The following is a 24,194-nucleotide window of genomic DNA, read 5'->3' on the forward strand; positions in this document are numbered from 1 at the left end:
CATGTCAAAAATTATACTTGTATCCATAGAATGATTAAAGGTCAGTTAATGTAGATATTAATGGCCAAGTTTCAATTACTCCCTCACTACTGAGGGTAACAAATTGATCGTTGATCACTACCATATCTAGCAATGTAGTGCCCATACTGTGTGTGTCTATTTGCCAACTCATTCTTTCTTGCCCTGATAACACATCCCAAACTGTGAGTTCAGCTTTGGGGGATGATGTTACTAAATAACGGGAGTTAGGCATAAACAACGCTTGGCGAAACCACTTAAATCGAGTGATATAGTGCAACTTACTCAGGGTTGAACCATCATTGACTGATAATACTTCTTGTGTCTTTAAGGCATCGGCGACAAATAACTGTTGATGATCCTCAGATAGCGCTAGGCTACTTAGCCTAGAGTCAAACTTACGCTGATAATAATTATCACCCGTTTCTCTGTCCCATGCTTTCACAACCCCATCGTGAGCACCTGTGATCATTCTATTGTTTTTTACAAAGTGTATTGCGATGATATTACTAGAATGTGGCATAAATTGTTTCATTTCTTTGCTTTTGCGCTTTACTAAAGACACTGAACCATCAGTAAAACCAATAGCCACCTCGTCGCCATCGTCCGAGGTAGTTAATGCGCAAACTCTTGCCAGCTCATCAACTCCCGCAACGTTCAACGTTCCAATCAACTCACCAGATAAAGAATGCCAAAATTGAACAATGTTATCGCCCGCAACTAATACTAATTTAGCGAGGTCATTTAAGTGAATGGTACGCACATTACTCGGCAATTGAGTTTCATTTATAGACATAACCGTTTGCTTGTCGAAAACCCGCCAAATCGCCAAATTAGGGCCTTCAAGCAATAGCATTACTTGCTCAGCATCTCCAGAAAGTTGCCCATCGAGCACCAGCACATCACTAAATTGATATTGATTTGTCGGCTCAAGCAAAATAGGCTCACTACATGACATTAAAAATGTGATCAACAGTCCAACTAACACGGTTCTATGCATTTTAAAACCTTACATTTAAAGCTGTCTTAGCGCGCTTAAATCCCAGCTTTCTAAAATTGCATCACTATTCAACGTATAAAGTGTACCTGTTTGTGTAGCGTGCATCGACAATATGGTTGCGCCCTCTCGCTGCGTTTGTATCGTCCAAGTACCCAGTTCATCTCCAGTGTTGGTATGCCATAGGGTTAAGTGAGATTTTGAGGAAGAAGTAGCCAGCAAATCGGCGTTGGAAATAAACAAAGACTTTCTGAACACTTTAAAGCGCGCACTATAATTAAGTTTAGCAACTTCTTCACCCTGCGTCAGAGTTTTTATGTGTTGAGCATTAAGTCCATCAGATACAAAAAACCGAGAGAAGTCTTTATTTACACTTAAGCTCGTTACACGATGCGCAAATTCTTTCTCAAACATAGCTTTAGGCGAGCCAAATTGCCAAAGCGCGACTTTGCCATCTTGAGCGCCAGTTAAAAATAATTCACCCTGATTACCAAACGACAAAAAATCTATTGGGCGTTCATGTGGTTTAAATCGGTTGTTTAGCCGTGTATTCATATCGGCCATATTGAGTGAGCCATCGGTCATTGCAACAAGCACTCGACCGTTATTTGGCGACAGTGCAATGTGACTGATGACAGCCATAGGATCTACGCCACTAAATTGCACTTTATGAATAAAAGCTTTTCCCGCTACAGACCACACTCCCAAGGTATCGTAATTGGCCATGAGTAACAATGTATTATCACGCGACAATAAAGCATGCCTAACCGGTTTCAATAACTCTTTTTCTGGTACTTGATATTCAACTTGCTTCGATGCAGTACGCCACACTTTAACTTGCTCTGAGGTGTTCACCGTAAGCAATAATCTGCCATCGTCAGAAATTTGACCCATCAACAATGGCTCAATCTCAAACTGGTGCACAACACCTTCGCTTATCGCTACATCTTTTGAGCATCCCGATAAAAGCAATAAAAACAGGAATGTAAAAACCACATGCTTACGCATTTTATACCTCAACATATATCGCCACGCGCCCCTTATCTCACGTAGCCAAAACCACTCGTTTAACTAAGCAAACATAGTGCCATTAAAGATACTCTAATGCTAAAGGGTACCCGTATTCACAACGTGTAATCCAGTGTAATTTACACATTTTAGAAACCTGTATAAGTTTTAACCAGTCATGTTATTAATTGCTACCTTAACATGATGCTCAGCTCACTTCGATAATAAAGGAAAATGCAATGAACACTTTAACTAATGAACCCATTGAGTTACTGCCTGTCACATACCTACTAAAACCTAATAAACCAAACCAACTTGGCGACTTATCTGTAACGCTACAACTGCTCATTAACCCCATAGCAAATCACCTTAATGGCGTTAGCCAAGTTTATTCAAGCACAAGCACCAGTGTGCAGTCCTCTGTATTTGGCGATTGGCAGTACATTCCATCCGTAAATAAGCCTTCCATTCTGATTGTTTTAAGTGGCGCTTGTTTGTCAAAAGTCCTTTTTGACGGTGAAGCAAAAGAATACGAAAATTTAAAAGTACGACTTCTGCTTAACGAAGACTGGCAGTTTGGATATGGTATGTTCGAATATAAAAAAGAAGGCGCGTGGCATAAAATAGCTACTGCAGTCGCACAGTTAGATACGCGCACGGGTAATGAAAAGCTCGATAAACTATATACGTTAACACAGTCAACCAAAGCAGGGCTTTAACTGAGTCGTTTATATAGCAACTTATTTGGCTGTGTTCACAAACTAAAAATGAGTTTGCAGCCAACTTTTAAATGCACCAACCTTTGGCCAAGAAAAGTGGTTTTCAGGTCCAACAAGATAATATTTGTAATCACACAGCAACTCAAAATTTGGCCAAACCTCGAGCTGTTGATTTTCTAATACCGGCTCTATGAGTCTGCGACGCAGCATGCCCACTCCTTGACCCGACAACACAGCTTGTACCACCAGCGCTGCGTTATCTATCTCTAAAAAGCTGGGTTGCTGCTTTTTTAACACGCCTAAATTGCCGAGCATTAATTGCCATGCACGCTGAGCATCAGGGCACACGTCCATAATCAATTGGTGCTTTAATAATTGCGCTTTAAGCGACACGCTATCGTCAAGCATTCCTTTTTTATATACCAACAACATGTGATCGTCGCCAAGACACTCGCTATGTAAATCGCGATAGTTTCCCTCGCCAAAACGAATCCCTAAGTCAGCTTCTCCCTGCTCAAAATTTACAAGTCTATCGCTTGGGTCAATACGCAGTTTTATATCACTGTGTTTATTTTGAAAATCAGCGATTTTCGGCAATAACCAGCACGCTGCAAATGAGGGCAAAACGGACAAGTTTAACGTATGTGGTGATGGGTCATGTTTTAATGCTTTTATACCCGCTTCAAATTGACTAAAAGCCCCCAGCACATGAGGTAACAATTGCTCCCCTTGGCGGGTTAGTTTTACTTTACGAGTTTCTCTAACAAACAGCATACAGCCTAAGTGTGCTTCTAACATTCTAATCTGCTGGCTAATAGCCGCTTGTGTAACAAACAGCTCTTGGGCAGCCAGTTTAAAGCTCCCTAACTGGGCTGCATGCTTAAAATACAACAAGCTCTTTAAAGGGGGTAGTGACATAGAGGATCATCAACACTTAAGAAAAACTTAATTATAAGGAAGTTTTTATCGTTTGTCTGCTTGCTAAAAAATCTTAATACTCAATGCACACCAACAGCGAGATAAGAGAGTACATCATGAAATCTTTAGCAACTTTATTGCTTGTTTTGTTTACCACAGCATCTTATGCAAACACACAAGCAACAGAGCAAATTAATACAACTGAGGGTTACCCTTACAAAAATGTGATCCACAAAGCACAAAGAGTTGAGCTGCATTACAGTGAATTAGACAACGGTATCGAATGCCACGTTAACGTTATAAGCGACACATTAAAACACAGCAGCGCACCGCAAAAAGTGAGTCACAAAAAGTTTAAGCACTCTCCTATGGCGGCTTGTTTAACCAGAGCAACGGCTAAGCAAATTTTAGCAAAGCTATAAATTCCTCTTCCCCAGAGGTGCCTTGTAACTCGCTTTTTTGCTGGCTACAAGGCAATTTAAACATATCTAAGCTGTTAGAGTCTGAAAACAACAGCGCTTTTATCTGGTAATGACAGTCGCTTACTGAGCTGAGCGGTCTAAACGTTGCTGCCAATCATAAAATGCTTGTTCAAAGGTAGGAAATGCGCCTTGTAACAACTGATACGTTTCGTCTGCGGATAAAACATTACAAGGGTTGCTGCTTTCGAGCCTAAGCAAATGCGCCATCGTTTTTGCTCCTTGCTCATCACCCATCATAAACCGCAACCAAGACCATCCACTGTAATACAACTTATTGGTATCTATACTCTCCCATTGCGACTCCGACGCTAGCAGACTATAGATGTCGTGAGACTCTAACGACAACGCCTTTTTTTCAACTGCAAAGACAAGTTCACCATTTTGCATCTCAATGCTAGAGAATAGCTGCGCCATTCCTTCATTAAGCCATCTAGGTGTTAATCCAATTAAACGCAAATTCATAGCATGAATTGCCTCATGGATTGCGGTTTTAATAACTTGTTTATCGTTCTTAAACTCAACAAAAGCAGAGTTGCTACCATGAAAAAACACCCCCTGACTGGTGCGAGGATCAAACCCATAACGTGAGGTGTAATCTTCGTACTGAGTGCGATCGGATAGCACAATCAAATTAAGTGTGACCGTTTTGCCTTGGCTGTTAGGTAACAGCTGTGAGTACATGTCGTGCACCATGCTTAACCGCTCGATGATCATATCAAGCGCCAGCTCGCTAAGCTGGGTGTAATACACGGATAAAATAACGGTTGGACCTGAATTTACACTAAATACATGTTGCGTTTGCTTAAATTCAGCACTCAACATACTTTGCAAATGCTTTGCTCGCTGCTGCTGCTTTTTAATAAATCCGTCCATATTACAGTAGTGATCAGCACCGTGACTCACAGGGTGTTTATTCAGCGCAGTGGCTTGTGTGAGTTCAGGCTTAACAACAACATTGCGGTGCAACTCAATTGTCTGCTTGCTTGATTCAGCCGGTGTCAAATAAACACTCACAAACTCACCGTTAGATATAAAAATCGACAGCAATGCAATGCTCACAACAGCACAATAAACTAACCAATGGGGGCGTTTTTTAGCCAATGGTACAAACCTAAAACTCAGTGATACTACAAATTTATCACCGAATCGACACAACGCAACCCCGAAATATCAGTGCAGCGCATCGCACAATCATTTGCAAATGTCTTCAAGGACGGTCACAGAGCGCTCAACATCTTTCATTTGCGTGGTCCAATTACTAAACGCCGCACGCATGGTTGCTTGGCCTTGCCAAAGTCCTGGTGTAACAAAAACTTCTCCACTGTTGTTGATAGCCCTTAAGCACTCAGATGATGAGCTCAACGGGTGCTTAACACTGGGCGCAAACACCACTACATTCAATTCACACGGTTTAAGCAACGTATAATAAGGGCTACTATCTAGCCATTTTGCCAATGCTTTTGCTTGTGCAATATTACTTTCAATTGCCTCGCGAATACCTGATTTGCCGTAAGCAAATAAAGTACACCAGGCTGGAAAAGCCCTAAAGCGACGAGAGTTTTCAATGCCCAACGACATATAGTCATCAAACTCTTCACCTTGCACTAAGTAAGGCGCACCCACATGGCAAGTTTGTTTGAGCAAAGCATGGTGGCGCGTTAAAAACACGCCGCAATCGTAAGGGACGTTAAGCCATTTATGGCAATCAAGCGTAATGCTATCTGCTCGCTCTAGGCCTTTTGTTTTACCATTTGGTCCACTAACTAATCGCTCAAACACACCAAATGCTGCATCTACATGTAACCAAGCATTATGTGTTTTACACAGCTCGCTGATCCGCATTAAGTCATCGTAATCAGTACCCGTAACGGTTGCAGCGCTGGCAAGCACAATCTTACTTTTGGCATTGCTGTTTAAGAGCGCTTCTCTGAGAGCTTCAACATCCATCGCTTCACTATCTGCCAAACACGCTACCGGCTGCCAGGTATTTTGACCAAATCCAGCCAGACCTAAGCTTTTGATCATACTGGCATGAGGGCAAGCGCTAAACACCTGTACATCCAGAGCAAACATCCCCTGTTTGGCAATGTCTATACCTTGCTGGCTGCCAGCAAACTGCCTTGCCACTAACGCACCGAGTAGATTGGCTGACGTCGCCCCTGTGGTAAACAAACCACTAAATTGGGCCGGCAAAGAGAATAATTCCAAAAGCCAGTTAATCGCTTGACGCTCAAAACTTGAAGCAATTGAATCTCCGCCTTTGCTTAAGTTTTGGTTGTAAGTTGTTACGAGCCAATCTGCATAAGTGGCAATTGGGTTAGCGCCTCCGGTTACAAATCCCCAATATCGCGGCCCATTGCTACCCGATACATGCTCACTAAGTTGTTCTTCAATTATCTTGTTGAGCGCGCTTAGAGTGCGTGGATGCGCCGACAGTGGCATATCGGGCAATTGTGTTTGTTTGCTAGCTACCGCTGATGTATCAAGTTGTTGATGAAACTTCTCAAAAAAATACTGCAATGACGCAAAAATCTGCTGCCTATTCTCATCGTTAAACTGCATAAATAAACCTATTAATAGTGAAGCAATAAGCTTTAGTGTATGCTCAAGAGAATAAGATAACAGATACAGATTTTTATTTAATTTAGATAACAGATGAATAAAACTCCAACTTATCAGCGTTTAGCTAATCACATCATCGACGACATACTGGCAGATAAGTATACGTGTGGTGATGCTTTACCTTCGTTACGCATTTTTGCTCAACTACAGCAAATCAGTATGACAACGGCTTTGAACTGTTATCGATATATAGAGCAGCAAGGTTATGCCGTTGCCAAGCCCAAGCAAGGGTATTTTGTAACACAGCCCTATCGAGCTAATAGCGGTTATCAATTTCCCAGCTTTATCGCTACAACGACACAGTTAGACAAACGACATAGCGAGTATTTTATTGCTGAGCACTCTTTTGCAACAGCGCAATTAGATGAAGCACTGGTAGACAAAACGGGTTTTCAAAAATGCTGGCAGCACATTGGCAAAGACCCTTCACTAACACTGGGTTATGCCGATATACGTGGTGAAGAAAAGCTCAGAAAAGCGCTAAGTGAACATTTTTTAAAACAAGGATTTACAACCCACTATGAACAATTGGTGATCACCAATGGTTGCCTTGACGCCGTGTTACTCGCGTTGGAAGTCGTCAGCAACAAGGGCGATACAATTTTAGTATCCTCTCCTTGTTACTCTGGTTTATTAGATATCTTAAAACTGCTTGAACGAAAAGTGCTTGAAGTACCCAGTACCATTGATGGGCTTGATATTGAACAAGTTGAACAGGCAATGCAACGCCAGCAAATTAGTGCATGTCTTATTAGTGCTAATCATCAAAACCCAACAGGCCACAGCTTAAGTACCGAACAAAAGCAAAAACTGGCATCTTTGGCTGAACAATACCGCACACCCATCATAGAAGATGATGTTTTTAGAGAGCTAAGTCACTCGCCTGTTATCCCTTTACCCATAAAACATTTTGATAAATCTGGCTGGGTGTTGTGGTGTTCGAGCGTATCTAAAACACTGGCGGCTGGCTTGCGTGTTGGCTGGTGCAGCCCGGGTCACTATTATGAAAAATACATTGAGCAACGCAAAGTCAGAACCTTAGGCGTTAATCAACCAATACAATTGGCTTTGGCCAGATATATTCAACAAGGTTATTACCAGCAGCATATCAGCAGTGTAAATCGGCATCTAGTTGAACACTTAAAAACCTACAGCCAAGTTTTAACTGATTCTTTACCCAACACCTGTCAAGCTTATTCACCCACAGGTGGGTTGGTGATCTGGCTGAGTTTGGGCAAGTTAAACGCATTTAAACTGAGCCGCTTACTGTGGCAACAGCAAGTTTTTGTGCGCCCGGGCACCGACTTTACTACAACCAATGAGTATCAAAACTGTATACGGATTAACTTTGGGCTAAGACCCTCAAATGAAACGCTCACCAAGCTAAATATGCTCGTTGATGTTATCAAAGCGCAATCTTAATCATGTATTCATAAGTTTATAGCGATACACTTTGCAAATTCGTTCAAAAGTAAGGTTCTCGATGCAAGATTTAACTAAAGGCCCAATAGCAAAACATATTGTAACGATGGCACTACCCATAGCCATAGGTATGCTAATTCAAACGCTTTATTTTATTATCGACTTGTATTTTGTTGGGCACATTGGTGGGGCAGCACTTGCTGGTGTAAGCACTGCGGGCAATTTATTCTTTTTTGTGATGGCACTCACACAAGTATTTAACGTGGGCTGTGCAACATTGGTTGCTCATGCCATAGGCCGAAAAGATAAGCCACTTGCCAATAAAATCTACAGTCATGCGCTGTTTTATGCGCTATTAATGACCTTATTGAGTGTCGTTTTAGGATATGGATTTTCTGATAACTATTTTGCAGCAACGGCTGCCGATCAAGCAACTTTTCAAGCATGTATTGACTACTTTTATTGGTTTTTACCCGCTCTTGCTCTGCAATTTGTACTGACCGTTATAGCGGCGTCAATGCGTGGTGCGGGTCTAGTTAAGCCATTTATGGCAATCCAAATGTTTGCACTCGTTATCAACGCATTGTTGTCACCTGTATTGATCACTGGAGTGGGCCTATTTACCGCAATGGGCGTAAGCGGTGCCGGATTGGCAAGCTCTATTTCAGCCTTTATTGCCTTGCTGTTAACCATTAAGTATTTACGTAGTAATACGCAAACGCTGCAACTAGACCTGCGCGCTATTAGCCATCATGGGCCAACGTTAACGCAATTACTCAAAGTTGGTATTCCTGCCGGTAGCGAGTTTATGCTGACCTTTTTTTATATGGCTGTTATCTATTGGGCTTTAGCAGATTTTGGCGCAGCCGAGCAAGCAGGGTTTGGCTTAGGTAGCCGTATTATGCAATCGTTGTTTTTACCCGTAATGGCAATTGCGTTTGCAGCCCCAGCTATTGCTGGCCAAAACTATGCAGCGGGTAAGCCCAAGCGTGTTTATGTCACTTACAAAGTAAGTACATTGTGCACAGTATCACTGATGGCAATCATTTCGATACCTTGTATTTTAATGCCACAGATTTTCTTTAGTCCATTTACTGATGACGCTGAAGTGATCCGTGCAGCAACAACCTTTTTAAGCTTTATCGGTCTCAACTTTGTGCCTGCTGGGTTGGTTTTTTCTGCTTCTGCGATGTTTCAGGCTTTTGGTAATACTTGGCCATCGCTACTAGGCACTACGGTAAGAGTGGGCAGCTTCTGCTTGTTATTAGCATATTATTTATCACAACAAGCCTTATCCATTACCACCATATGGACCATTTCGGTGGTAACGGTGTGCATTCAAGCGGTGTTGGTATTTGCAATGTTACAGCTCACCTTAAAAGGTCGCATATTTAGTAAAGCACTTAAACATAAGCCTACTGAAGACGCTGCGCCTCAAGCTGCTATTTAGTCATAAACTTATTGGCCTGTGCAGATAACACAGGCCATTACGCTACCAATGCTTTATTCGCATTGAGCTTGAGTGAAATTGTCAACGTGCTGTGAAATATGCTCGGAATACCCATCATTTAATATCGCTGTAGTACCATAATGGCCCGCATCTTCACCTATTGTAAAACTATTTTGGCTACCAAGACCGGCTTTAATAAAGGCTTCGGCATCTGTTTTTGCATTGCCATAAGCACGCACAATATTTAATCCTTGTGCTTTAAAGCGATTTATCTGCTCTATTTTATATTCAGCTGTTCTATATAGGCTGGTTTCGTTACTCATGGTTGTACGTAAAATACCTTCAGGTAACCCAAGCCAATCTAACCAACTGCGAGTACCTTTAGCGTACCAATAAACGCGAGCGGTTAAATAAACAGGTTGATAGCCCAAGTCCATATATCGGCGCACTAAGCTGTAAGCGCCTTCACGGGCATCGGCTCTATCTATGCCCGTATAATCACCAATCGCTTCTTCATCTGATAAGGTGAGCGTGCCATCAATGTCAAATAATACCGCGGGGGTATTTGGGTCAACCACCGTTACAAACCCTTCAGTGCCGCTGCCATCTGCAGGCACGCCGGCATAAATACGATATTGACCAGCGGGTAATGCTGGAATAGTTACAAACGCTTTACCATCACTATTAGTGACTTGCTCTGATAAAAACTGCCACTGGCTGTCTTGCTCACCACGAATATAAAACCTAACTGTTTCGTACTCTAAATCTTTATGTGCCACCGCCCCATAATCAAACTTAGCACTGAGTGTTGCGGTATTGCCCTTTGCTACAACCACATCATGGATCATATGAAAGCTAGGTAACCAAGTAATAAAACGATTTAAGCCATTGCGATAACCCGTATCAGGTAACTGTGGTTTGGCGTAGTCAATTTCCATCCAAGTGGCATCAGCGCACCTAGGTAATGCCGAAGCATTGCAAGAAGCGATTATAGCGAGCACTGCCAATGATTTTTTAAAGCACGACGTTTTCATTTTTAATCCTTTGTATTTTTTGGAGTAAATACACTATAGATAAAAAATTAAACTTTTATTAACAAAATATGAAAAACCAGCATTTCATATCAGTGTCATATGCTAAATAACCTCAGCTGCGGATAAGAGTTTTGATAGTTCAGAAGAGAGATATTGCAACCCCTTCAATATCCAATGACGATATTTTGCTCACTATCAAGGCATTTTCGTGAAGTAATAGCGAGCTATTACAAATGAGAATAACGAAGAGAGTGAGCGAAATAGCTTTATTGGGCAAATTCTCTTATGTGCAGCTGAGGTTAAATAACAAAAATGACTGAGCCATAACAGCAGCGATGCTCCCAGAGCATCATATTGATGTAAGTTTGGACCTTACCAATAGCAACTAGGCCATGAAACACGCTCTCAGCGCTGAAAATGAGCTAAACAAGTAAAACCAATTTTATTAATACATTGATCATTCTAGCGCGCTAAATAACTCATTAACTGCGTTAAATATTTCTCATGTAGAATAACTACATAGCGAAATATTTGCCTTGTTACTAAGTCATTTATCTGTCGCAATATCTGAACACCAATTTAATGCAATTGGTATAATGCTGAAAAATTCAACTGTAATGAGTGAACCGAAATACAATTATACTATTGATAAATAATAATAAATAAAGTGACACTGCTGGGGAAACAGTGCCACTAAATCGTTGGGAGAAAACTATTGTTGTGCGGTTTTAATCCACTTTAAGTAATTGTTGTAGATATGACTAACTTGCATTGTCGACTGGCCTTTACTGATCCCATGGCACGCAAAGCAGTTCTCTGGCTTAATTTGTGGATTGGCGCCCGTGGTGGTGCTGAACGTTTGGGTATACGTTTCCATAGTCATATTGGCAACGGCTAAAGAGCCACGTAGTTTATCGTTTCTGTCTTTTCCAACGATATCTCCACTAATACCGTTATCAAAGTTGTAGCCTAAGGTACTTAGCCAAACTGAGCCTGCATAAAAGTAATTGCTCCATACCGGGTTAGATTGGGCCAATTTTGCTGTCACTTCGCTATTTAAACGCGCGATATTTTTGTAGTTTTCAACATCACGCTCTTGCTGCGATTGTGGCGCTCCTAAGCTAGAGTTGCTGCTGTTGGTATATGGGTAACCATTGGGCACGCCATATTGGTATAAACGAAAAGAATTAGTATGCTTTTCGGTTGCAGGGTAGCTTAAATGGGCATTTTGCACTTCAGTGCCGCCTTTATAAAGCAGGTAATTATCGCTGGTACTCACAACTTTATCTTGCTGTAAATATTCCTCACTCTTTTGAAACTCCATACCCGATTTATAATAATCTGGCGCAGTTAACTTGTGCTCAAACGTTGCCCAAATAAATTCAGGATGGTCTTCAACAACCCCTACCACGTGCATGCCAATCATCGCTACATCGGTTGGATCGCTATACTTATTGTCGGTTTTATAAACTGCTTTACGAATATAAAATTGCTTAGATAAATCAACACCTTTATATACTTGTTGTAAGTCTTTAACATCAATCCAAGCGACTTTCATCTCAACAGAGCCCACCGCAAACTCAGCGTTAGGATCAGCTGTTGGATGCTCCATTGCAGATTTCATAAAGGTATCGTTTACATGAATTGAAAAGTAAACCGATTTACCGCCGTATTTGCTGTAAATAATAGGGTCGCCACGTCCAGCCTGATTAAAGTCTTCCAAAATTAGATGCTTGGTGGGCATTAAACCAGTTGGGTTGAGTAGGTCGTTCCACGGCTCAAAATATGGCTTTAATGCGTTATCAACTTGCCAAAAGCCGTTGCCAAACATAAACAGTCCGCCCGACGCTTTAGCCGACTGGGTTAAATATAAAAACTTATTCCAAGACCATTGATGGAAATCACAATTGCTTGAATTGTCTTTACCATCTTTAAACGCAAACGGGCTATTTGGCCCCTCGTTAGGGTTTGGAACTGGGTTGGCAAACCAACTTGGCTCAAGGTTACATGCTTCTTTTGAGTATGCGTGGGCTGCGGGAGCAAAAACGACAAGCGCAGTGGAAGCCACAACTAAACTCACCGCATGTCTCTTAATGTTTGACGGTAACATATTACATTCCTTATAACGTAATTCACCGTGAACTATAGAGCCTATCGTTCACATTAGTAAATTACAGGAGGTTACACACTCCCCTCACTTTGCACTTACATATAGGCCTCATGAAATCACATAAAATTTACAAGCCTGCGCATAACCCATACAATACAAAAACGATTGTTTTTTAAGCTTATGTATGAACTTCAATACAAAAATTAATTTGCTACGCCCTCACAACCCCATGAAAACACTACAAGGCAGCCTTGAGAGTGATCGAGGGCGTATCATCAACAACGCCGCATTGCGTCGCTTACAGCAAAAAACACAGGTGTTTCCGCTTGAGCGCAATGCTGCAGTACGCTCGCGATTAACCCACTCCCTTGAAGTTCAACAAAACGGCCGTTTTATTGCCCAGTCAATAACTAAAGAGCTACAGCGCAGACAGTTGGCCCCCGAGTTACACTCCGAGCTTGGCGCAGCACTCGAAACCCTTGTTGAAATGGCGTGCCTAATGCACGATATTGGTAACCCAGCGTTCGGCCACTTTGGCGAGGCAGCAATAAACGATTGGTTTAAACGTTACTTAGCACAACATAAAACGTATGCCGATAATATCGCGCAGCTCAATCAAAGCGAGCAACCAAATTTATGCTCTTTAGAAAACAAACTTTTGTTTGATGTGTGTCACTTTGAAGGTAACGCTCAAGCCATTCGCATTGTGCATACTTTGTGCGGCTTAAACCTTACTTACTGCCAAACGGCCAGCATTTTAAAATACACCCGCTGTGGCACCGACCCTAAACCAAATAAAACCGAGCCACTAAGCTATCTACAAAAAAAGGTCGGATACTATTTTAGCGAGCAAACTTTTGTGCATACGCTGTGCGACAAGTTGCAAATAACCCCAGGCCATAGGCACCCAGTGTCGTATATTATGGAAGCAGCCGATGATATTTCTTATTGCCTAGCCGACATTGAAGACGCGGTAGAAAAGGGCTTAATTAGTGTTGAAAAGCTAATGGTGGTGTTAAACCAAGAATATCAAAGCCAGCTTAAGGCATTGCCAGAATGCCAACAGCCGTATGCCGACTTTATTGCGCAAAAATGCCAATACGCGTTTGATAAAGCCAGCGCTAACTCAGCTAACTTTAACAACGAGTTTTTTATTTGGCTACGCGTAAGCTTAACGCACCCCTTGGTAAAACACGCCACACAACGCTTTGTTGACAACCTAGAGGCCGTGTACCACGGCAGTTTTAATCAGGCCTTACTTGAGGACGATAGCTATCAATTTGCCATTACCCAAGCCCTAAAAAACGTGGCATTTAAGCATGTATTTAATCACAAAGAAGTAGAGCAGCTTGAACTACAAGGCTACAAAATCACTTCAGGTATTTTAAGCGAATACCAACGTCTGTTGGATTTAAACGCCGAGCAATTTGCAACAGTCATCAATAAAAGCAAAGACTACCCTGTAGAGGTACGGCTACTCAACCGCATATCAGGTAAATTTGTGGCGGTATACCAGCAAACGGTAGAAGCGTTGAGCGAAGATCAACAGCAAAACCCCATATTTGAGTTTTACTACCGCTGCCGCCTACTACAAGACTTTATCAGCGGCATGACCGACCAATTTGCGTATGATACGTACAGAGCATTGATGGTGGCGGATTGATAAAATAGTAGTAGGTTAAAAATTAACAACTCGCTTTATCTATCTTGTAAGACAATCCACTTTTGCAGGATTTAGCAAACACAGAACTCTTTAGCTGCGCAGCTCAAGGGTTCCGTAACTTTTTAAAACAAGAGCTTATTTCAAGAAGCAATGCACTTTTTCCCAATTTAAACATTTAAATATTTCAGCATTTCAAACTTAGCAAAATCGTCTTGCTTTAACAGGTAATCTCTAAATTCATCATTAATATCGATATGCCCATTGTTATCTATTTTGATATTTCTAAATTGTCCGTCAGCTTCCAGTTTTCTCAATAGTCGAGAGCTGATTCCTAGCTTGCTAAAAGAGTTTAGAACCACATTATTTGTACCATAAATAAACAAATTATACTCACTATCAGTTAAAAGTTTTGACCGATAAAGCACTTCAACTAGAATATTGATTTTATATGCTACAAGGTCCCCTTCTAGCTTAATTTTTATCAACGCTAAATTAACCATTTCTTTTCTTGATTTATCTGTCAAGTCTACATATAGCTTATTACCTTCATCTTTTGATATTTCTCCGAACGATTCTCCAATGAAAAATAACCGCCCTTTTTCAGTGGATTTAATTTGATACTGATACCTTATCTGCTTTTGCAAATGCTCTTTTAAAGTAAGTTGATGCAGATTACGTATAAATGCACGGTAGTACTCCCTCGTATTTTCGAATCTGAAATGGCTTAGCCTGACAAACCATTTCGTCAAATAAGCATCTAGACCCTTAATAAAAAAATGGTAGACTTTGTCCAAGACGTCAAGATTATGCCAACTTTCTGTCCCTCGAAATTCAAGTGCTCTACTTCTAAGAATATCTAATACACTTCCTTGATTTGAATAATGTGAACTAACTCCATTTTCGATTAGATGAACCGCTATATCACTGTCATCAAGATAATTTAAATCCAAATAATTTTCGTTTTCTAAAACTTGATTTAATCGCACAAGCTTTAATTTTGCATTTTCACCTTCCTCATTACTTTTTTCAGCTAACGATTCGATTTTCTTCATATCATGGTTTAGTAAAAGTGGATTTTTCACTTCATCTTTTTTTAATCTAGACTTCAATTGCTCTACTTTATTCTTCATACTGCAAGTAGTGTAATTACCAGCATGTACAAAATGAGCCTCTGCTACAAGTTTATCTAGATTCTTATCTTTTTCACTAAAAACTTCATTAAGTCGATTAACCCTACCTACAAGATTTATTAAATCAGAATCGTTTACACCTCTAAGATCTAACATATACAAGTTATCGATTGGTAAATTAACTCCTTCAAGAACAACAGAATTAGCAATTAAAAAACTAACTCTAGCTTCTACCCCAAACTTATACTCAAGATACTCCTTTAAGATATCTGGCATTTGCCCATGGATATAAACTAAACCTTTTTTAATATATTCAACACTAAAGTGCTCTTCATGAATATATCTCGAAACTATTTCAGCAATTTCATTTAAGTATGCGTTGTTTTTATCAGGCAAATTGGCTGCTATTTCTTTAGCAAAGCTTTCTATTTTTCTCGGTGTTCTCAAGAAAACAAAATTTTTCTCTTTCTTGTTTTCCAAAATATATGACATATAGTCAATAGAATCGCTCTCATAAAAGAACTTTTGAACATAGCGGTTAAAAACATAGTTTTTATGATCTTCGTCGTGTAATTTAGCCCTCACTTCTTTAACATTTTTCTCAATTCTCGCCTCTTCAAATCTTTGCCCTATGTCTATCGCAAGATTATTCGGATCACTGATTAAAGGTGACAAATATATGGTGTTCGAACTTGGGTTAAGCCTTTTATTTCTTTTTATCAACCTCGACAGTAAAATCGACCTCGAATTGAAGTCAAATATCTTATGTGCCTCATCCACAATGAGAAAATCAAAACTCACACCTTGCTTTTTAAGAGCTCTCAGCGCCCTTTCTTGAGTCAAAACAGCGACAAAATCATTGCAATTAACAAACATTTCATCGTGAAAGTACAAATTTCTGTCTGGCAACTCAGCATTTAGCTTTCTAAATGTTTGAGCTAAAAGGGACTTAGTTGGAACAATAACAGCAAATCGTTTTTTATTATTTTTCTTAATTAAGCTGACAATTGTCGAGCTTTTTCCAAATGAAGTGGGAGCAATAAAGGCTAAGTCTGCAGCCTGCTTTTCCAATATTAAGTCTCGAGCTGTATTTTGTTCATGAGTATCAACAATCCCATCAGATTTGTAACATTCGATCTGCTCACCAATCAAAACCTCTTCAAGAGAGTCATCATCAATTAGCTTGAACCTTTTGATGTGGCTTGATATTGGGTACAACCCAAAGCTAAGGCTAAAATGATGAAGTGCCCGATAATCTTTAATAGAAATTGACACTAAAAGTATAATATAGTATGAAAAATCAAAATAAGTTCTTTTTCTTTTATCTTTCTCGTAGACATTAAGAAAAACAATCGCTACAGAGTAAAGATATTCAGCTTCATTTGAACTTAAACTTTTATTCAGAGTAATTTTTTTTATACAACTTTCAAATAGAGTGGAACTTAAATATTGTTTAAACAAATCAATTCTCCAAATATGAAATAAAGTCATTAATATTTCTACTTTTAATACAAAGTATAACTTTACTATTAGCTTCTAAATTTTTTATATAGTCATAGTCATCTTCGGCAACCTGATTTGGACAGGCATCTTTAGTAAGCCCAAAGATAGTAGAGCAAGGTATGATGTTTACCAATCTTACTTTTATATACTTACGTTCATCAAATTTATCTGCCAGCTTGTCTAGTTTTTTCTTTATACTTTGGCTGGTCTTCACGTCGCAATGGGAGGCATGATTGTAGGCATTTCTCCATGGGTTGTTTTTTCCTTTTTTACTTCTTCCTTCTACATAATTTTTGAGATCGGTGTAAGCTTCATTGATTTTTGACCTATGTGATTTGTTTTTTGTGCTAGGCAGAGTTGATTTACTCTCCATGAGATAGCTTTTCTTTTTCATACTAAAGACACCATCAAATCCCTTTTTAATAGAACCCTCCTCAAGGTTAAAAAACAAGTACTCTTGCTTATAGCCTGCATTTTTCAAATAATAAGCTATAAACAACTCTGCTATCGCTCCACTTCTCGTATTATCATCTTTACTGTACAAGAATTCTCTCAATCGCAATTTAATCAAGCTCAGCTTTTTCCCCAGCTTCCCCACACATATAGAACTCAGGTGCGACTCAAAGTCTTTAATAAAATCCTCTGAATATGCAGAAAAGTCTATTAAATGTAGTTCGGAAGACGAGTCTATTTTTACTTTTTTTACGTTATTTTTCATATCCTCTCTCATACATTCCTGCTCTATTTTCAACCGTAAAAACTCATCGCTGACTTCCATAACTGCATAATCTGGGTTTCTTGCTAGCAACAATTAGGTTACTTCACCTTGCACATCAATCTATTTTTGTATATCACGTAATAAAAACTGCTCATTGCTTGTTTCATCAAAATACTCTAAAACAATAGTTGTATTAGTTACCGAACTTGCAAATTCTTTTTCTTTTTCAATGTAATATTGGGCATCAAATACTTAAAAATGCGCTGAATGTTGAGACGTATAGTACGATTTGTGAAAGGCCTTGATCGCTTTACAACACGGAATACGTCTTGCTCATTAACACAAGGTAAAAGAATAAATTTATTCATATCACTGGACGGATTTGACAAAACACTCAATGCTTCTTTTAAACGCATAAAATTCCTTTCATTTCGGTTGTTACTTCCTTAACCGTCGTAATTTGGGTACTGCAACAGCTGCTGTGGTGTGGCTATACAGGCGGGTTACAACGTCCTTAACTTAACATGAAGTTTTACAGATTTAATAGTGATATGCGTCAAAAAACACGGAGAAAGTTCACTTTGCGTTTACATAAAAGGTAATTTTTAGCCTGTCACATCTACATTCTGTGTAATAAAACCTTGTAAATTAAACTTACCAATTTTATTTATCAATTACAGGGTATTACAGCGATGATTTAGCAAGGTTTGCTAGGTTGAGAGTAAACAACATAACCACTCAGGGTTTTGGCAGAGCAAAGTAATGGTCTTATTTTTTGCTTAAAGCGCTCGTCCATGAGCATTGGATTTGCAACAGCTTTGCTAATGGAAAAGTCATTGCATTACGTTAAGTTAGCGTACAAATGTGGATTAAAAATGAAGACACTCACCCAAAAAATACATTTACTTTTGAGCAATAGCGTTCCTTTAACAGCTCAAAGATGTTAAATAATTTAAAATAAATTTAAGTTTTATGTTTACAATAAATAAACATAGATGTACCATTTGTGTTGCATTTAAAGCATTATCTCCTTAAACAAGTAGATATCGCTATAACCAACAAGGATGTTGGTGGTGTTTTATCTTCCTTAAGCACACTGTTTAGGTGTTGTTATTACTGCGGGCCCACATGTTGGGCCCGCTTTTTTTTGCCTAAACATATTTATATAGTGATATCATCATAACCGTTAAAATAAACATAGAGTTAAGCTAGTTTGCTATGCAATTAAGAAAACCTATCTCGGTGTTGGTTGTTATCTACAACAAAGCAAAAGAGTTCCTTTTAATACGGCGCGCTGACGACTCAACCTTTTGGCAGTCAGTAACGGGTGGCGTTGAGCCAAACGAATCACTGTTAGATACAGCCTACAGAGAATTAAAAGAAGAAACAGGTATTGATGCCCGCGCACTAGGCATTGAGATTAAAGATCATCACAGTACTAATCAGTACGAAATACGCCCGTGTTGGCGACACCGCTATGTAGAAGGTGCCAAAATAAATACCGAGCATGTATTTAGTATTTGTGTGCCTAATAACATTCAGATCACCTTAGATCCAAATGAGCACACCGACTATCAATGGTTGCCACAATCGATTGCCGCAAAAAAAGCTTGGTCCGCCAGCAATCAAAAAGAGATTTTGAATATTTAACCTAGCCCATTTAGTTAAGCTCTTTACTCAATAAAAAAGGCATGAATTACATGCCTTTTTAGATATAACAACCCATGCAAGGTGGGTCATGCTCTAATAATAATTACCAAATTTTTACGCGCTCATTCTCTGGCTTATACAACTTATCGCCTTCTTTTAGCGCAAATGCTTCATAAAATGGCGTAAAGTTAGTTAATGAGCCATTAGCACGGTATTCTGCTGGTGAGTGGTTGTCTGTCACCAAACGCTCACGCAATGCCGCTTCGCGCACTTTGGCACGCCAAACTTGTGCAAAGCCAATAAAGAAGCGTTGCTCTGGCGTGTAACCATCAAGTACTTGACGTGGCTTATCTTTTAAAGATAACTGGTAGGCTTTATAAGCAACAGTAAGACCGCCTAAATCACCAATGTTTTCGCCCAGAGTTAAGCGGCCGTTTACGTGCGCATCGTCAAATGGCTTGTAATTACCATATTGCTCTACAAGGGCATCGCCACGGGTTTTAAACTTGGCTAAGTCTGCTTCATGCCACCAGTTACGAATATTACCATCGCCGTCAAACTGGGCACCTTGATCATCAAAACCGTGGCCAAGCTCATGGCCAATTACTGCGCCGATGCCACCATAGTTTACTGCATCATCCGCTTCCATATTAAAGAATGGCGGTTGTAAAATAGCCGCCGGAAACACAATTTCGTTCTTTAATGGGTGGTAATAAGCATTTACAGTTTGTGGGGTCATTTCCCACTGCTCTTTATCAACAGGCTTGCCTATCATGCTAATTTGACGCGTGCTCTCAAACTCTGCTGCACGCATAACATTGCCTACTAAGTCGTCGGCTTTTATTTCAAAGTTGTATTCACGCCATTTGTTAGGATAACCAATTTTGTATCTGAATTTAGAAAGCTTCTCTTGCGCTGCTTGCTTGGTTTCGTCAGACATCCAATCTAGGTCGTTAATACTAATGCGATACGCTTCAATTAGGTTTTTAACTAACTCTTCCATACGGTCTTTGGCTGCTGGCGAAAAGTGCTTTTCAACATAAAGCTTACCTACTTCTTCGCCTAACGTGCCACTAGTTAGCCTAACGCCGCGCTGCCATCGCGCTTGTTGCTCAGTTACACCGCGTAAAGTTTTTGAATAAAACTCAAAATGCGACTTAGCAAACGGTTCGCTCAGTAGATTAGAAAACTCATTAACGGTTTGATATTTTAGGTAGTCTTGCCAATCACTAACAGAAACTTGCGAAAACAACGTGCCTAGCTCAGCAAAAAAGCTTGGCTGGCTTACAATTACTTTATCCATTTGTGGCAAAGCCAGTGCTTGTGCAAACTTAGGCCAATCTAATTGCCCTAAGGTTTTATCCCACTGCTGAGGCGTTTGTGGGTTGTAAATTAAGCTAATTTCACGTGTTTTTGTTCTATCCCACATGATTTTTGCAATTTTAGTTTCTAATTCTAAAATGGTTTGCGCTTTTTTCTTTGCTTGCGGCTCCCCTATTAACTGCAGCTTTTCAGTTACCATTGCAAGATAAGCAGCGCGCAGCTCAGCAGACTTTTCATCCTCTTTTAGGTAGTAGTCTCTATCTGGCATGCCAATACCACTTTGCCACATATACAGCGCATTTGTGGTCGCATCTTTACCGTCAGGAATAACCGCTAAACCCACTGGTACTTGAATATTGTAACGCGACAATTCGCCCATTAATGCGCTCAGTTGCTGATAGTTTTTAACGTTTGCAATCTTTTCAAGTAAAGGCTTGATAGGTTCATACCCTAACTCATTAAGCTGCTGCTCAGCCATAAAGCTGGCGTAAAAATCACCGATTTTTTGCGCGCTACTACCAGGTTGTGCTGCGCTGTCTTTTGCTTCTTGAATTAACGCATTAACAGCCTTGTCTGAGTCGTCTGCTAACTTGTAAAAACTACCCCATGCCGATTTATCGCTAGGAATATCTGTACTGTTTAACCACTTGCCGTTAACGTGACGGAAAAAGTCATCTTGTGCTCTCACGCTTTGGTCAAAATTTTCAGTATCAATGCCAGATTGCACAGTATTTGCTACAGCCAAGCTTTGCGCTGATTGAGTTGTGTTAGAGCTATTAAGCTGTTGGCTGCAACCAGAAAGCATTGCAATACCAACACCAATAGCGAGCGCTAGGGTCGTTTTTTTCATTTTTATTCTCTGTTTGTCTAACTGAAGGCTAATGTTGTTAAAAGATTATCTGGTAAACCAAAATAGAAACAAGGCTAAAGTGTGACAACATGTAAATATGCACGACCAAAAAGCTTTAAATCATTTAATTTCAAAAGTTTACCAAATCTCATATACTCACTACTGGTTCATTTTATAATAAATTATTTGTTCTTTTTTAAATAGATACAGACAAAAAGCAATGGCTATCGCTCGCCTTAACCGCCACATCTTAATAGTGAACACGTTTTTCTTGTAAGCTAAGTTAAACAATATCTAGCACCGCTGTCTGTACAGTGCTAATCTGAACTTGAGGACTATTTAGCCAATTAAGGAACACCATGGATCCCGTAACTCAACTATTTGAAACTTTGTATAATATTGAAGTGTTACTGCTGGTTTTTGTGCTGGTTGTTTTAAAAAGCAGCATCAAATTTGTACCACAAAACCGCGCGTGGTTAATTGAGCGTTTTGGTAAATACCAATCAACCAAAGAAGCCGGGCTTAACTTTATTGTGCCTTTTATTGATAAAGTAGCCGCCGACAGAAGCTTAAAAGAGCAAGCTGTTGATGTGCCCTCGCAATCTGCAATTACCAAAGACAACATCTCGTTGATTGTTGACGGTGTGCTTTATTTTCGTGTACTTGACCCATATAAAGCCACTTATGGCGTAGACGATTATGTGTTTGCGGTAACGCAACTTGCGCAAACCACCATGCGTAGTGAGTTGGGTAAAATGGAATTAGACAAAACCTTTGAAGAGCGAGATCTGCTCAATACCAATATTGTTGCCGCAATTAATAGTGCCTCTGAGCCATGGGGCATTCAAGTACTTCGCTATGAGATCAAAGACATAGTGCCACCTAACTCTGTGATGGAAGCAATGGAAGCGCAAATGAAGGCAGAGCGAGTAAAACGTGCACAAATTTTAGAGTCTGAAGGTGATAGACAAGCAGCAATCAATGTAGCTGAAGGTAAAAAACAAGCGCAAGTGTTAGCCGCAGAAGGCGAGAAAGCCGAGCAGATTTTGCGCGCTGAAGGTGAGGCACAGGCGATAATTGCAGTGGCAGACGCACAGGCAGAAGCGCTGCGTAAAGTCGGTGAAGCGGCTAATACCGAACAAGGCCAAAAAGCCATTCAATTAGACCTAGCAACCAAAGCCATTGCCGCCAAAGAGGCCATCGCAAAAGAGTCGTCAGTGGTGCTACTGCCAGATGCAGGAACAGATGCCAGTTCACTGGTTGCGCAAGGTATGTCTATTATTAGTTCAATCAATAAGCAGCAAAAAGGATAAGCATATGGAGTTAGTTTTAAATAACTTGCCACAATCTCTTATCATTATCGGTATTCTTGCTTTAATCATTGAAGTTGCCGTACTCGGCTTTGCCACCTTTGTATTACTATTTTTGGGGCTATCGCTGATATTTAGTGGCACCATGATGTACGCGGGGCTTATTGCAAACGACTGGATGACAGCGCTTTGGGTTAATGCCGTGTTCACCTTTGCTTTAGCACTAATATTATGGAAGCCATTAAAGCGTTTACAACAGCCAAGTAACGATGAGCAACTCAACAACGACTTTGCAGATATCGACTTTATCTTAGAAGATGATTTACACGACAACAGTCAAGTATTTCATTCTTACTCAGGTATTCAATGGCAGCTCAAAAGCAAACAACCTCTTAGCAAAGGCACCCACGTTAAAGTCGTTAAAAAAACCGTTGGGGTAATGTGGGTAAAAGCGCTGTAAGCGCATCGCTGGATATAATAATGCACACAGCAAAAAGCAACGAGTAAGGATTGTACCTGTCTTCGTCAGAAGACATGAGAGCAGTAAGAGGCTTTGCCCCCAAGCGCTGTGTTTTTACACGCTTAAAACTTACAAGAGATAGTCTGTAACTCTGAGTTAATTTAAGGCTTGGCCTTTTAGTTCACTTGCTCGTTGTTTTATTTTGTTTTAAAAACTCGCAACCCCAACCCTTAGCGATAACAAAAAGGCGTAGAGCAAACTTCAAAAAGCTCTGTCTAACCTATCAAGTTTAATTGCTTAAATTAGTACAACAGCGCTTTTAGATAGTTAGTAATGAGCAAGCATTATCTAACAAAGAAGCGAATACAATATACTTTACTATTGAAAAAAGCTTGTTAATAACCTTATCTAACAAATACCACAAATTAACTAAATTATTTGTTCCTCGCCGTCGAAAAAAGTACCATAACTTTACCAACATGCGGAATATGTTATCGCACTAGGTACGAGAATATAAATAATTTCATACATACCAAGCCTTTAGCAAAAATTTAACGCCCAAGTTGTTGCTAAATTGTGTACTAAGAGTTAACATTGCACAATGAGGTGAGGAATGTATACCAGATATAAGGAATTGGATAATGAAAACCTCAATTAAATTAAATATCAAAGCTAAAAAATTAAAAGAGCTATCGAAAGACAAAGCAAAGTTGGTTGGTGGTGGAGCCTTGACTACTAAAGAGCCACAGCAGCAGGGGTCCCATTATTGGTCAACGTATGTTACGTGTATTAACTGTTAAGGCAATT

The 24,194-nt window shown here is 40.0% G+C and carries 19 protein-coding genes; 9 read left to right on the top strand and 10 right to left on the bottom strand.

The features are described 5' to 3' along the window. Positions 1–34: 34 nt before the first annotated feature. Positions 35–1,018 carry a WD40 repeat domain-containing protein gene (locus GDK41_RS17790; protein WP_152087823.1) on the bottom strand — a complete coding sequence of 328 codons (984 nt, stop codon included), beginning with the start codon at positions 1,016–1,018 and terminating at the stop codon, positions 35–37. Positions 1,019–1,033: 15 nt separating this feature from the next. Then, a complete protein-coding gene (locus GDK41_RS17795; protein WP_152087824.1) occupies positions 1,034–2,023 on the bottom strand; it encodes a WD40 repeat domain-containing protein in 990 nt (329 codons plus the stop codon). A gap of 239 nt (positions 2,024–2,262) precedes the next feature. Between GDK41_RS17795 and GDK41_RS17800 the strand changes: the two genes are divergently transcribed. After that, positions 2,263–2,742, top strand: a complete 480-nt coding sequence (locus GDK41_RS17800; RefSeq protein ID WP_152087825.1) for a DUF1842 domain-containing protein — start codon at positions 2,263–2,265, stop codon at positions 2,740–2,742. A 42-nt stretch (positions 2,743–2,784) separates the two neighbouring features. Here GDK41_RS17800 and GDK41_RS17805 read toward each other — a convergent pair whose 3' ends face one another. Further along, positions 2,785–3,660 carry a LysR substrate-binding domain-containing protein gene (locus GDK41_RS17805; RefSeq protein WP_152087826.1) on the bottom strand — a complete coding sequence of 292 codons (876 nt, stop codon included), beginning with the start codon at positions 3,658–3,660 and terminating at the stop codon, positions 2,785–2,787. A 116-nt stretch (positions 3,661–3,776) separates the two neighbouring features. Here GDK41_RS17805 and GDK41_RS17810 point away from each other — a divergent pair, with 116 nt between their 5' ends. Beyond that, positions 3,777–4,082 (top strand): hypothetical protein, encoded by a 306-nt coding sequence (locus tag GDK41_RS17810; protein ID WP_152087827.1) that lies wholly within the window; start codon positions 3,777–3,779, stop codon positions 4,080–4,082. Between the two features lie 120 nt (positions 4,083–4,202). Here the strand turns inward: GDK41_RS17810 and GDK41_RS17815 are convergent, their stop codons facing one another. Together GDK41_RS17815 and GDK41_RS17820 are read right to left on the bottom strand one after the other, a co-directional pair. Beyond that, positions 4,203–5,243, bottom strand: a complete 1,041-nt coding sequence (locus GDK41_RS17815; RefSeq protein ID WP_152087828.1) for a hypothetical protein — start codon at positions 5,241–5,243, stop codon at positions 4,203–4,205. 90 nt (positions 5,244–5,333) lie between these two features. Further along, positions 5,334–6,704 (bottom strand): pyridoxal phosphate-dependent decarboxylase family protein, encoded by a 1,371-nt coding sequence (locus tag GDK41_RS17820; RefSeq protein ID WP_152087829.1) that lies wholly within the window; start codon positions 6,702–6,704, stop codon positions 5,334–5,336. Between the two features lie 93 nt (positions 6,705–6,797). Here GDK41_RS17820 and GDK41_RS17825 point away from each other — a divergent pair, with 93 nt between their 5' ends. Then, the gene (locus GDK41_RS17825) at positions 6,798–8,186 is read left to right on the top strand and encodes an aminotransferase-like domain-containing protein (RefSeq protein WP_152087830.1); all 1,389 of its coding nucleotides are present in this window, start codon (positions 6,798–6,800) and stop codon (positions 8,184–8,186) included. 61 nt (positions 8,187–8,247) lie between these two features. Next, positions 8,248–9,636 carry an MATE family efflux transporter gene (locus GDK41_RS17830; protein ID WP_152087831.1) on the top strand — a complete coding sequence of 463 codons (1,389 nt, stop codon included), beginning with the start codon at positions 8,248–8,250 and terminating at the stop codon, positions 9,634–9,636. Positions 9,637–9,689: 53 nt separating this feature from the next. Here GDK41_RS17830 and GDK41_RS17835 read toward each other — a convergent pair whose 3' ends face one another. Then, positions 9,690–10,670, bottom strand: coding sequence for an LNS2 domain-containing protein (locus tag GDK41_RS17835; RefSeq protein WP_152087832.1), 981 nt, complete (start codon positions 10,668–10,670; stop codon positions 9,690–9,692). A gap of 712 nt (positions 10,671–11,382) precedes the next feature. Further along, the gene (locus GDK41_RS17840; RefSeq protein WP_152087833.1) at positions 11,383–12,780 is read right to left on the bottom strand and encodes a hypothetical protein; all 1,398 of its coding nucleotides are present in this window, start codon (positions 12,778–12,780) and stop codon (positions 11,383–11,385) included. A 184-nt stretch (positions 12,781–12,964) separates the two neighbouring features. On the opposite strand from GDK41_RS17840, the gene dgt reads away from it, so the two are divergent. Then, a complete protein-coding gene (gene dgt, locus GDK41_RS17845) occupies positions 12,965–14,443 on the top strand; it encodes a dGTPase (protein WP_152087834.1) in 1,479 nt (492 codons plus the stop codon). Between the two features lie 167 nt (positions 14,444–14,610). Here the strand turns inward: dgt and GDK41_RS17850 are convergent, their stop codons facing one another. Both GDK41_RS17850 and GDK41_RS17855 read right to left on the bottom strand, forming a co-directional pair. Then, complete coding sequence (locus GDK41_RS17850) at positions 14,611–17,064, bottom strand: DEAD/DEAH box helicase (RefSeq protein ID WP_152087835.1); 2,454 nt, start codon at positions 17,062–17,064, stop codon at positions 14,611–14,613. Further along, positions 17,036–17,887: a hypothetical protein gene (locus tag GDK41_RS17855; protein WP_152087836.1), complete on the bottom strand. Its 852-nt coding sequence runs from the start codon at positions 17,885–17,887 to the stop codon at positions 17,036–17,038. Before GDK41_RS17855 ends, GDK41_RS17850 begins: the two co-directional genes overlap by 29 nt. A 1,125-nt stretch (positions 17,888–19,012) precedes the next feature. On the opposite strand from GDK41_RS17855, the gene nudB reads away from it, so the two are divergent. After that, a complete protein-coding gene (nudB, locus tag GDK41_RS17860) occupies positions 19,013–19,444 on the top strand; it encodes a dihydroneopterin triphosphate diphosphatase (RefSeq protein ID WP_152087837.1) in 432 nt (143 codons plus the stop codon). Between the two features lie 103 nt (positions 19,445–19,547). On the opposite strand, the gene GDK41_RS17865 is transcribed toward nudB, so the two are convergent. After that, positions 19,548–21,617, bottom strand: coding sequence for a M13 family metallopeptidase (locus GDK41_RS17865; RefSeq protein WP_152087838.1), 2,070 nt, complete (start codon positions 21,615–21,617; stop codon positions 19,548–19,550). Positions 21,618–21,976: 359 nt separating this feature from the next. On the opposite strand from GDK41_RS17865, the gene GDK41_RS17870 reads away from it, so the two are divergent. The 3 genes from GDK41_RS17870 to GDK41_RS20275 all read left to right on the top strand — a co-directional run bounded on the left by GDK41_RS17870 (position 21,977) and on the right by GDK41_RS20275 (position 24,187). Then, positions 21,977–22,930 (top strand): SPFH domain-containing protein, encoded by a 954-nt coding sequence (locus GDK41_RS17870; RefSeq protein WP_152087839.1) that lies wholly within the window; start codon positions 21,977–21,979, stop codon positions 22,928–22,930. 4 nt (positions 22,931–22,934) lie between these two features. Next, a complete protein-coding gene (locus GDK41_RS17875) occupies positions 22,935–23,387 on the top strand; it encodes an NfeD family protein (RefSeq protein ID WP_152087840.1) in 453 nt (150 codons plus the stop codon). Between the two features lie 641 nt (positions 23,388–24,028). Beyond that, positions 24,029–24,187 (top strand): hypothetical protein, encoded by a 159-nt coding sequence (locus tag GDK41_RS20275; RefSeq protein ID WP_172971673.1) that lies wholly within the window; start codon positions 24,029–24,031, stop codon positions 24,185–24,187. Positions 24,188–24,194 lie beyond the last annotated feature (7 nt).

The sequence above is a fragment of the Pseudoalteromonas sp. A25 genome, assembly GCF_009176705.1.
In the GTDB taxonomy this organism is placed as follows: domain Bacteria; phylum Pseudomonadota; class Gammaproteobacteria; order Enterobacterales; family Alteromonadaceae; genus Pseudoalteromonas.

What these genes read in the sequence shown, in the direction of transcription:
- GDK41_RS17790 (WP_152087823.1), bottom strand. Translation starts at nt 1,018, where the DNA reads ATGCATAGAACCGTGTTAGTTGGACTGTTGATCACATTTTTAATGTCA.
- GDK41_RS17795 (WP_152087824.1), bottom strand. Translation starts at nt 2,023, where the DNA reads ATGCGTAAGCATGTGGTTTTTACATTCCTGTTTTTATTGCTTTTATCG.
- GDK41_RS17800 (WP_152087825.1), top strand. Translation starts at nt 2,263, where the DNA reads ATGAACACTTTAACTAATGAACCCATTGAGTTACTGCCTGTCACATAC.
- GDK41_RS17805 (WP_152087826.1), bottom strand. Translation starts at nt 3,660, where the DNA reads ATGTCACTACCCCCTTTAAAGAGCTTGTTGTATTTTAAGCATGCAGCC.
- GDK41_RS17810 (WP_152087827.1), top strand. Translation starts at nt 3,777, where the DNA reads ATGAAATCTTTAGCAACTTTATTGCTTGTTTTGTTTACCACAGCATCT.
- GDK41_RS17820 (WP_152087829.1), bottom strand. Translation starts at nt 6,704, where the DNA reads ATGCAGTTTAACGATGAGAATAGGCAGCAGATTTTTGCGTCATTGCAG.
- GDK41_RS17825 (WP_152087830.1), top strand. Translation starts at nt 6,798, where the DNA reads ATGAATAAAACTCCAACTTATCAGCGTTTAGCTAATCACATCATCGAC.
- GDK41_RS17830 (WP_152087831.1), top strand. Translation starts at nt 8,248, where the DNA reads ATGCAAGATTTAACTAAAGGCCCAATAGCAAAACATATTGTAACGATG.
- GDK41_RS17835 (WP_152087832.1), bottom strand. Translation starts at nt 10,670, where the DNA reads ATGAAAACGTCGTGCTTTAAAAAATCATTGGCAGTGCTCGCTATAATC.
- GDK41_RS17840 (WP_152087833.1), bottom strand. Translation starts at nt 12,780, where the DNA reads ATGTTACCGTCAAACATTAAGAGACATGCGGTGAGTTTAGTTGTGGCT.
- dgt (WP_152087834.1), top strand. Translation starts at nt 12,965, where the DNA reads ATGAACTTCAATACAAAAATTAATTTGCTACGCCCTCACAACCCCATG.
- GDK41_RS17850 (WP_152087835.1), bottom strand. Translation starts at nt 17,064, where the DNA reads ATGACTTTATTTCATATTTGGAGAATTGATTTGTTTAAACAATATTTA.
- nudB (WP_152087837.1), top strand. Translation starts at nt 19,013, where the DNA reads ATGCAATTAAGAAAACCTATCTCGGTGTTGGTTGTTATCTACAACAAA.
- GDK41_RS17865 (WP_152087838.1), bottom strand. Translation starts at nt 21,617, where the DNA reads ATGAAAAAAACGACCCTAGCGCTCGCTATTGGTGTTGGTATTGCAATG.
- GDK41_RS17870 (WP_152087839.1), top strand. Translation starts at nt 21,977, where the DNA reads ATGGATCCCGTAACTCAACTATTTGAAACTTTGTATAATATTGAAGTG.
- GDK41_RS17875 (WP_152087840.1), top strand. Translation starts at nt 22,935, where the DNA reads ATGGAGTTAGTTTTAAATAACTTGCCACAATCTCTTATCATTATCGGT.
- GDK41_RS20275 (WP_172971673.1), top strand. Translation starts at nt 24,029, where the DNA reads ATGAAAACCTCAATTAAATTAAATATCAAAGCTAAAAAATTAAAAGAG.